8 protein-coding genes and 1 tRNA gene are annotated in these 9,573 nt (G+C 29.8%); 4 read left to right on the forward strand and 5 right to left on the reverse strand.

Features of this window, described 5'->3' with window-relative positions; all coding sequences use genetic code 11:
• Window positions 1–261 precede the first annotated feature (261 nt).
• Window positions 262–1,965: a hypothetical protein gene (locus IUY40_RS10555; protein WP_195736826.1), complete on the forward strand. Its 1,704-nt coding sequence runs from the start codon at window positions 262–264 to the stop codon at window positions 1,963–1,965.
• Window positions 1,966–2,056: 91 nt separating this feature from the next.
• On the opposite strand, the gene IUY40_RS10560 is transcribed toward IUY40_RS10555, so the two are convergent.
• Window positions 2,057–3,019, reverse strand: coding sequence for an HPP family protein (locus IUY40_RS10560; RefSeq protein ID WP_195736827.1), 963 nt, complete (start codon window positions 3,017–3,019; stop codon window positions 2,057–2,059).
• A gap of 535 nt (window positions 3,020–3,554) precedes the next feature.
• On the opposite strand from IUY40_RS10560, the gene IUY40_RS10565 reads away from it, so the two are divergent.
• Both IUY40_RS10565 and uraH read left to right on the forward strand, forming a co-directional pair.
• Window positions 3,555–3,737: a hypothetical protein gene (locus tag IUY40_RS10565; protein WP_195736828.1), complete on the forward strand. Its 183-nt coding sequence runs from the start codon at window positions 3,555–3,557 to the stop codon at window positions 3,735–3,737.
• 34 nt (window positions 3,738–3,771) lie between these two features.
• Complete coding sequence (gene uraH / locus IUY40_RS10570) at window positions 3,772–4,179, forward strand: hydroxyisourate hydrolase (RefSeq protein WP_195736829.1); 408 nt, start codon at window positions 3,772–3,774, stop codon at window positions 4,177–4,179.
• Window positions 4,180–4,239: 60 nt separating this feature from the next.
• On the opposite strand, the gene IUY40_RS10575 is transcribed toward uraH, so the two are convergent.
• The 4 genes from IUY40_RS10575 to IUY40_RS10590 all read right to left on the reverse strand — a co-directional run bounded on the left by IUY40_RS10575 (window position 4,240) and on the right by IUY40_RS10590 (window position 8,180).
• Window positions 4,240–4,311 (reverse strand) — tRNA-Glu (locus IUY40_RS10575).
• A gap of 550 nt (window positions 4,312–4,861) precedes the next feature.
• Window positions 4,862–6,073 carry a PQQ-binding-like beta-propeller repeat protein gene (locus tag IUY40_RS10580; RefSeq protein ID WP_195736830.1) on the reverse strand — a complete coding sequence of 404 codons (1,212 nt, stop codon included), beginning with the start codon at window positions 6,071–6,073 and terminating at the stop codon, window positions 4,862–4,864.
• 327 nt (window positions 6,074–6,400) lie between these two features.
• Window positions 6,401–6,955, reverse strand: a complete 555-nt coding sequence (locus IUY40_RS10585) for a porin family protein (RefSeq protein ID WP_195736831.1) — start codon at window positions 6,953–6,955, stop codon at window positions 6,401–6,403.
• Window positions 6,956–7,043: 88 nt separating this feature from the next.
• Window positions 7,044–8,180 carry a helix-turn-helix domain-containing protein gene (locus tag IUY40_RS10590; protein WP_195736832.1) on the reverse strand — a complete coding sequence of 379 codons (1,137 nt, stop codon included), beginning with the start codon at window positions 8,178–8,180 and terminating at the stop codon, window positions 7,044–7,046.
• A 625-nt stretch (window positions 8,181–8,805) separates the two neighbouring features.
• Here IUY40_RS10590 and IUY40_RS10595 point away from each other — a divergent pair.
• Window positions 8,806–9,573: leucine-rich repeat domain-containing protein (locus tag IUY40_RS10595; protein ID WP_195736833.1), on the forward strand; the 768-nt coding region annotated here is incomplete at its 3' end.

Consider the following 9,573-nt stretch of genomic DNA (forward strand, 5'->3'; position numbering starts at 1 on the left):
TTTTTTTTGTAGATTATTTACTCAATTCTTTGTGATATGTAGGATATACTCTCTATATTTGTAATATTATAAGAAAAGTAGTAAGTAAATAACAAACGTACAAAAAAAAGAACAAATATGATTAAGACCCAGGTACATTAATGCTTTGATTGACAAAAAGGATTGATAAACTTTTTAAGTTCGATAGTATATAGATGATCAAAGAAATAATATTTAGGTAGACATTAGAAGAGGAGTTGTTTTAATATGTAAAAATAAATTATGGAATATCTGATTAAAATTGCAAAAAGTAACCCCCATTATGAAAAATTAGAAAAAGCAATTAAAGACCTACTTCAGTTTATTGAGGCAGGAGCGGTTTACGTGTCAAATAGTGGCAATAATAATGTAGTTGTAGTAACATTTATTCTCAAAGAAAATTGTAGTCAGGATGGAGATGTTTTAGAAGAAACTGCATTCAAGGTTATAAAGTTATATCCTGGTTTTGTTTTTAAATTTATTAATTCTAAATGGGCTGATTATGGATTTAGAAAAGGAAAACTATTTTTTATACAACATTGCACTTATAAAGAATTGGTTTATTTTGAGCCAAATTCAAAAGTATTCTATCCAAGGGTAGATACTTCGAGACATTTATTTAAAAAAGCCAAAAGACGATTTAATATAGATATTGAATCAGCTGTGGTAATATTTCGCAATGTATCAATTTATAGAAGAAGTAATAAGAGTGTAGATACAGCCTTTGCAATGCATCAAACTTTGCGTTACATCTTTATATGTGCTTCAGAGTTTCTTATGCCAGAATTTATTAGTTCTACCTGTTTATTGGTACACTATGATTATGTTATTGATTTTGCACCCACATTTAAAACCATATTAAATAAAGATATTCAGGAAGATAATGAAATCTTAATTATGTTAAATACGGCTTATAACAGTATACAGCAAAATCTTGATATGGAAGCTATAGATTTTGCATTGATAGATAGGGCAAAAGCTAAAATTGAATTAATGCAAAGAGAAATTAACAGACTCTTTCATGAACATATAAAGTTATGCAAGCAAAAAGTAAGAGAATTAAATAATCAGGATTTTTTAGGAAGATCTATTTTTAATAATAGAATTCAGTCTAATTACATCATGGATGACGCATTCTCAAGGATAAGTAACGTAATTACGGAATCTTTTAAGAAAACAAGAGCAATATATTGTTTTGGATACACTACAACTCATGAAAATAATACAGACAAAAGTGCAAATTACAGCAAACAACTTCCTAATTATCATTTTTATTTACTGGTACTCAATTTAGAACATATCGAAGATGGAGTAACATTGTTGGAAAGTCTAATACAAGAAAAGTTTGAAGGTAAGTATAAAGTGACTATTCTTAATCATAGTATTAATTATTTGCGAAAGAAAAATCATATTCAGAAATATTTTTTTAATGCAATTATATTAAATGGTCTTCTGATATATAATAACTCTTCATTTTTTGTTTATTCTAAAACTTTTGTATTAGAAAGGCAGATAGATTTTGTGAAAAGTTTTTATGATAGCAAAATGTTACTGGGACAGCAATTTCTTAGTCTTGGGCAAAATTGCTTCAATGATAATTCGGGTGCAATAAAAAATGATTTTTTGCATAAGGCGATGAAGCAAATTGCAATTGCACATATTCATTTATTTTTGGGGTATCATACAGGAAGGTTTTCATTGAGTTGCTTATTCTCGTTATTGAAATATATACAGGAAATTGAGTTTCCTTTTGATTTTGTAGATGAAAAAGATAATCCAATCTACCAATTTAGAACTGTAAGTACAGAAATAGTGAAACAAAAAAATACGCAAACTATTGCTATAGAATGCAGTAAACTACTGGAAGAAAAATGTATTACTTTTTTTGAGCAAGCTACGAAAATAGCCGAAAAAGAATTTAAAAGACTAGAGAATGAGAGCAAGTAATATTCTTGAAGCTTTGTGTTTAAAGGTTTCTGATAAATATTTATAGTAGCTAATGACTTTATCTGTAATTATAAATTACAATTGGACCAGTTTAATTACCTACACTATTGCGTTTTGGACGTTTCATTTTTAATCTTATCGGTTGGGGTATAAAGCAAATGAGAAGATGTGCGCGTTTCCATCGATAACATTTTTGAAAAAAGCACATTGCTACAAATATGAATACAGCCGTTCCAACAGCCACCTGAAAAGGGTAGGCTAGTACGTTTTTTTGAGGAATAATCATCGGGACAAGGGCAATTGCACATGCAGGGGCAAAAGGTTTTTCGATGATTTCAAAGAATACAAAAAGACATGAAAATAGTAGTAATACAGTATATACTAGAGGTAAACCCAATAGTATATGAAGATAATATTGAAAGATAGTTCCTAAAACACCAGCAGTTACCATTATCAAAAAAACCTGAACAGGTCGATTGCGAAAACCTGCGGAAGATGAACTAAACTCTATAAACATCACCACCAACGGAGGTACTATAAAATATACTTGACCGGTAAATACTGGAATTACAGCTATGAGTAGTAACCAAATAAATAACTTGATCCAATGCTTTGGATGATGAATAGCACTCTTTTTTATATTTGAAGGGATTGTTTTGCGTAATCTGTTTTTTTCAAGAAGCCACTGTCCGGTAATAACTAAAATACTCATAACAAAAACGGAAGCTGGATAAACCAAAGAATGAGTTCCCATTAACACAGGCAACATTGCAGCAGATGTTATGGGAATTAATGTGGTACGTGTAATAATGAGACAGAGGGAAGTAAAGGCAAATGAAATTGCAATATTTACCAGCAATGGAAACGGAGAATAACGAACAAGCAGGATTCCGAAAACGGCACAAACAGTCATTAGTATAATTAGCATTGGTCTGCTTACAGTCCATGTTTTTTTATCTATAACCCATAAGCCAAGAACTAAAGCCGCCATTTCGGGAAATAAAACTTCTTTTTCATCTAGCCATTCCGAAACGCTGATCATCAATCCGATCATGAGGAGTGCAAATAAGTACCGGATTAATTTATGTTTGTTCATTTAGAGTCGTTATAATAAGAAACGGTATTGTTTATATACAAAATTAAGGATATCATCATAGGAGAACAATGGACAAATATGGATATTGCCTAGACAGATCTGCTTATTGATTAGCTAAATTGGACTCAGTTATTCCTCAAAAATTAGGTGCTATTTGGATTTAATTTTGGCTATTATTTTTAGTATTCTTGTTTAGAAACCATTCTCCGAATTATTCGATTTTATTATATTTGATTAATAAAACACTAGCTTTATGCTTGTAAAAGAATGCAGTAGCATAAGTGTAAAAAGTTGGATAAAAACGAGTAGTGAGTTTGTATTAGGCTAAAAGGTGGTTTTATTTTCTAAAGTAATTATCATTAAATTTCTTTTGCCTTATTGTATAAAAAAGTGTAATAATAATGTCTAAGGGGAATGATTTACCTAATTGCTGTTATTTTGCCTATTTTTGATGAATAAATATATTTTTATTTCTCATTTTAATAGCAACTATATGTTTGGACAAAATAAAGTTGAAGCAAAAAAAAGGCAACGATCAGTAAATAATTGTATTAAGTCTGTTGATAATTTAAGCTTAGAAGTTGCATTTGAGTTAGCAAAGCATGTTTCATTAAATAAAAAATTTTCTACAGCGATACTTGATGTTTCAGGAGCTATTAAATGGAAATTAGGATAATAACAAAATAATTATAATTTTAAAAAAAATAAAAATGAAAAAAATAATTGCAGTTCTAACTTTTATGATGTTTTCAACATTGATGTTTGCACAAGAAAATAGTTTTCAACTTTCAACCCATATTTTAGACATATCTAAAGGAATGCCTGTAAGTAATGTTTCTATTAAGTTAGAGCAATATAATGAAAAAACTAAAACATGGTTTTTTATTGAGGAGAAGAAAACAGATGTTAATGGAAGAATAACAGATTTCCTAAACTCAAAAAAATCTAATATAGGAATTTATAAGCTGATTTTTTTTACAAGTGATTATTTTAAAAAGAGCAATGTAGAGAGTTTTTATCCATTTATAGAAGTCGTATTTCAAATTAACGACCAGAAACATTATCACGTTCCGATAACACTTTCTGCATTTGGGTATTCAACTTATAGAGGTAATTAAAATAGATAAATTTACAGAATAAAAAAAGCTTCAGAAAATCTGAAGCTTTTTTGTTTTTAGTAGCCCGTAGCGGAATCGAACCGCTCTTACATGGATGAAAACCATGCGTCCTAACCGATAGACGAACGGGCCTACTTTTCTAATGCGGGTGCAAAATTATAACTAATTTTAAGATATGCAAGTAAGATTTAAAAAAACTTTTTTAGTTATTCAGGAAATATAATATTCAGAAATAATCGGTTGTAAATAGATTGAATTAATCAAGGTGTATTTATTTGATTAATAGCGGTTTGTTTTTCTTGAGAAAAGAAGGTAAAGAAGATTTTGTTCTTTTAATGTTAAAAAGATAATTTTATTAAAATTAAAAATCATTTGTTTTGAAAGAATAATCTTTCTGTTTTATATTAGTCTTTTTTAGAAGATGCCCACTATTCGAAGGGTTTTAATGAGATGCTGTGCTACTATTCTCGGCTTCGTTCCTGTAATTTTAATCAAGTAAGCAATATTTGTATTCTCTAAACGGAGTAACAAAGCACCTAAAGCAAAAAAACTCCAGATCCCTCTGAAGCTTTTGTCTTAGTAGCTGGTAATATAAAATGTATGACCATTTATTGAAGATTGTTAAAGGATAGTTTAAGATTTTATTTTAACAAAGACTTCGCGGTAGGGTGTCCTTCTTTTTTTATCGAATTAATTTTATATATGCGCTATAGACATCATCCTTAAGAGAAGTTCGCATATAATATACTATTTCTTCTTTATCTTTTAAATTGTATTCAATTAAACCAGCGTCACAATAATAATAAAACAAGTTATCATCATCAGGAAATTCAATGTTTGAAATAGGTAAAGTTGTTAATTTTATTTCCAATACTATTTCACCATTCGTTAAGTCTAGTTTAAAAAGTTTTCCTTTACGAGTATATCCCCAAAGAGTATCATCATGCTCGGTAATATATTCGATAGTATCATCTTTAAAATCAGTTTTCCATAGCTGAGTTCCTGTTTTTGAATCAACAGCATATACAGAAGAAACGGTAGAACCTTGTGCTGCAAAATATACCTTTTTGTCTTTGCTGAATATACGTTCCTTAATATTATATTGATTTTCATCTAATTTAAATTGCCATAAAACATCTAGTTGGTTAGGGCTTAAGGCAAAAAGTACATCTTTTTCATTTGCTATAAATACATTCTCACCATCTGTTACAGGTTTTCCATGCATAGGTTCTTCAAAACTTTTTTGGTTAAGAACTTTCCCTGTATTAGCATCAAAACTATACACATTCGAGGCGCTTTGGGTAAAAATTTTGTTGTCAAAAAAGAGCACCGGAATGTCATTATTTGGGGAATCTAGCTTGTAGCTCCATGATAAACTGCCATCTTTTATATTAAGGGCATATAGGTTACTGCTTTGATCTTGATTTTGAGCAGTTATATACAGTTTTCCGCCATTTATAATTGGAGTTTGATCTTTTAGAATAATTTGATCTGTAATGTTACCTAATCTTGATTTCCAAAAAGCATCGCCAGTTTGGTTATCTATTGCGAAAATCTCACCGTTTATAAATGGAACGTACACAACTCCATCATGTAGTGTTACTTTATTTGCACACATTTCAGTATTAGAATCTGTAGCTTTTACAGTCCAATTAATATCTTCAGAGTCGAAATCATATGAAAAAACAGAACCGTCGTAATCATAAAGTAGGATTGCTTCATCATCTAATTCAACTTTTTGAAGCGGATTTATAACCTTATTAGTGACTGCTTCATTAGGAAGTAAATTATCATTAGAATAATTCGTTTTGTCTGGTTTAGAAGTGGTTGTAATTTGCCCAAACATATTTATAATAGTAAATACAAATAAAATAGTTATTAGTTTTTTTTTCATTTTTAAAATTTTAGTTTGATAATTTGGTTTCTTTTTCAGTACTATAAAATTACACTTTTAAAAGAACTGATGCTGCCATCTTCTTTCATAACTATATTAGTTACTCCGCTCTCCAAAGTGTTCTTATGAAATGCAGGCTAATGTTTCCTGACTTTGCACTCATAACCTAAAAGAAGAAGAAACGCCTATATAAAGTACAAATATCTATTTTAATAAATTAAAACAAACAACAAAGCTCCAGATTTCTCTGAAGCTTTGTTTTAGTAGCCCTTACGGGACAATTCTCCGAATCGTTTTGTGGATGATTTAAGAATCTTGTATTAAGTTTTAGAAAAAGAAATAACCAACAGATAATTGAAATACTCCGTTTTTATTTTTAATAGAAGAACCTTCTAAATTATTAATATCAGTTAATCCCAAATTATATCTTGCACCAAAATTAAGCCCGTTGTCAAGTTTGTAGCCTACGCCAAAATTAACACCAAAATCAAAAGTATTAAACGAATCTTTTACGTTTGTCTTTTCATTTTTAGCAGCAAGTAAAAAACCTATTTGCGGTCCGGCTTCAACACTCAATCCTTTTGTTAAATAATATTTTCCCATTAAAGGAATGTTCAGATAACTCAAGGCAATTGTATTATCATTGAAACTATATCCCTGACCAGAATACATTAATTCAGGTTGAAAAGAAAATTTATCTGAAATGGGAATTTCTGATAAAACACCAAAATTAAATGATGTTACGACATCAATATTTTTGGTTTTATCTCCGCTGATATTTGCAAAGTTTAAACCTCCTTTAACACCAAATTTAATTTTTTGGGCATTAACATTTGTGAATCCTAAAACTGTAATAACAGCTAGCAATAAAATTTTTTTCATAAAATGTGATTTGAATTATTTAAGTGCAAAATTGGTATAAGAAAAACTAGAAAAGGTTTCAAAAGCTTAAAAATGTATAAAATGGTACTTATTTGCTGGTATTTTTATATTTATTTGGTGTCTGACCAGTAACTTTTTTAAAGGCTTTATAAAAAGTCGTTTTTGAAGTAAACCCAGATTCTAATCCCATTGTCAACAAATTATAGTTTTCATATTCAAAATTTGAGATCATTTCCTTGACAGCTTCAACCCGATAGTTATTTATGTAATTAGCAAAATTGTCTCCTGTTATTGTGTTTATAATTTGTGAAACATATCCCGCGCTTATGCCTAGTTTTTCAGCGACCTTTTCTCTGTTTAATGTACTATCGGTATAAATGTGCTGCTCTTTGCAAAGAAGTTCTAGTTTTTTAAAATAAAGATTATCTGCGGTGATAGATTCCCTATATTCTTCTGGTGTATTATTTTCTACAATTTGCAGATTGGTATACGAAATAGCTAGATCTGTATTTAGAAAATTATAAACAGCATCTTTGTTTTTGGCCAGTTTATATTTGTAAATGCCTATATAAGCTGTCCAGTGAATTATAAATGTTGCTGATAAAGCCAGGATGCTCATAGTAGCAGAAATATCAAATTGAAGAAATAAGCCGGCTAGAGCGGTAATAAGAAAAGCGAATACTAATGAAGAAATAATTGTTAATAAAGTAATTATCCATTTTTTTTCCTGTGAATCTTTTAAGTGTCTTATCATAAAATAAGAGTAAAGTAGTAGGAAAGGGATGAATGTAACGGCTAAAACAAGATGGACCAGACCAAGTATATTGATTAGATCAATGCCTGACTCAGGAATAGTATAAATTCCTGCAACATGATCAAGATCTTGTGTAATATTAAGAACAGCGGAATAGGCAAATGGAATAAGACACAAATAGATTTTTTGTTTGCATTTTACAGTATCATCGATCCGGTTTATAATAAACAGGAATAGGAAAGCAGGTATTAGAAATATCCACTCGATGTGGTCAATAAAGCGTAGAAAAGGATAGGGAGTAAATGCATCTTCAATCTCAAAAACATGATTCAGTAAAATAATTGAAAGTGTAAATAGTAAGAAGGCCAGATATTTATTTGAATTACTATTGAATAAGGAAGACTTTAAAATAATTAAGCCTAAGACTATTCCCTGAAAAATCGCAATATTTAAGAGTGTTGTATAAATCAATTTTTTTAGTATAAAAGTTGGTTTAAGATTTTTTCGGGATATTATTGTAATTAGTCATTTTTCTAAAAATGTAATTTATTTCATTAGAATTGACAAAACGAATTTATATTAATACAGAAGATTTTCTTAAGGGATTAAGAAATGATTAACTAAAATGACCTCCTCCCCCGAAGAATTCTCATGCAAGTTGAGCGTATGCCTCCAGACTTGACTCCCGCAATCTGAATTGTATATTGTTTTGTAAATGATATAAACAACAAAGCTTCAGATTTCTCTGAAGCTTTGTTTTAGTAGTGTAGGAACTATTCTGTCTCGTCCTAAAATAAGTTTCCATAATTTCTATATTTTAAATCAATTATGGGACACCGATTGGGGATCGCCTAGCAAGCGTCTGCAAGAGATTCCTAAACTTTGTGACGAAATTAAATAGGACAACTTCATTTCCTAATACTTCATAAAGTTCTCTTAGTTTAAGCCCGAATCTGTACGCTATACTATTTTAAATGTATTTTCCTAAAAATAAATAAAAAATAAATAAAAATATCACGTATATTTCCTACTTTTGTTAAATTAACATTTTATAACCAAGTATAACATCAAACAACTAGATTTAAACACTTGAACTATGGAAAAAAATACATTTATTCGATTATTGATTCTTTTTATTAGTTTCCCTCTTTTTGCACAGCAAATTAATACTAACATTCCAGTTTCGGATACTGAATACCAAGCTTTGGTCGACTTTTACAAAGCCATGGGAGAATCCAATTGGAGTAACAAATGGAACACTAAAGAAAACAACCTACATGAAGTTACGTGGTATGGTGTAACTGTAGAAAATGGGCATGTAACAGCAATTAACCTCAATAATACTAGTAATATCGCAGGAGCAATACCTGCTTCTTTCGGGAATTTAAAATACCTAAGAAGTCTTGCTTTATATGGAGGAAGCTACAGTAAGGATCTAAGTTACTCTGACCTGAGTACTCTGTCTGAGCTCGAAAATCTAGAATATCTAGACCTGAGAAGCTGTAAAATAAAAGGAAGTTTACCCGCCTCATGGAGCAAACTAAAAAAATTAAATGCATTACATCTTAACAGTAATAGTATCTCTTCTTTACCAGAAGAATTTGGAGAAATAGAAAACTTGGTAACCTTAGATTTATCATACAACGAACTAAAGACGCTACCTGCATCGATGGGGAACTTGTCCTACTTGGCAACTTTAAATCTTAGCTACAACCAACTAGAAGTTCTTCCTAAAGAATTTGAAAATCTCAATGCTTTAAAAACGTTACAACTTAATAACAACAAAATATCCGATATAAAAGGTCTTTTAAAAAGTCAGGTATATATAAATCTAAACACTCAGACCTTAAATATGGAGAAATTC

This window comes from Flavobacterium sp. ALJ2, assembly GCF_015594725.1.
In the GTDB taxonomy this organism is placed as follows: Bacteria; Bacteroidota; Bacteroidia; order Flavobacteriales; family Flavobacteriaceae; genus Flavobacterium.

What these genes read in the sequence shown, in the direction of transcription:
- IUY40_RS10585 (WP_195736831.1), bottom strand. Translation starts at nt 6,955, where the DNA reads ATGAAAAAAATTTTATTGCTAGCTGTTATTACAGTTTTAGGATTCACA.
- uraH (WP_195736829.1), top strand. Translation starts at nt 3,772, where the DNA reads ATGAAAAAAATAATTGCAGTTCTAACTTTTATGATGTTTTCAACATTG.
- IUY40_RS10555 (WP_195736826.1), top strand. Translation starts at nt 262, where the DNA reads ATGGAATATCTGATTAAAATTGCAAAAAGTAACCCCCATTATGAAAAA.
- IUY40_RS10565 (WP_195736828.1), top strand. Translation starts at nt 3,555, where the DNA reads ATGTTTGGACAAAATAAAGTTGAAGCAAAAAAAAGGCAACGATCAGTA.
- IUY40_RS10580 (WP_195736830.1), bottom strand. Translation starts at nt 6,073, where the DNA reads ATGAAAAAAAAACTAATAACTATTTTATTTGTATTTACTATTATAAAT.
- IUY40_RS10560 (WP_195736827.1), bottom strand. Translation starts at nt 3,019, where the DNA reads ATGATCGGATTGATGATCAGCGTTTCGGAATGGCTAGATGAAAAAGAA.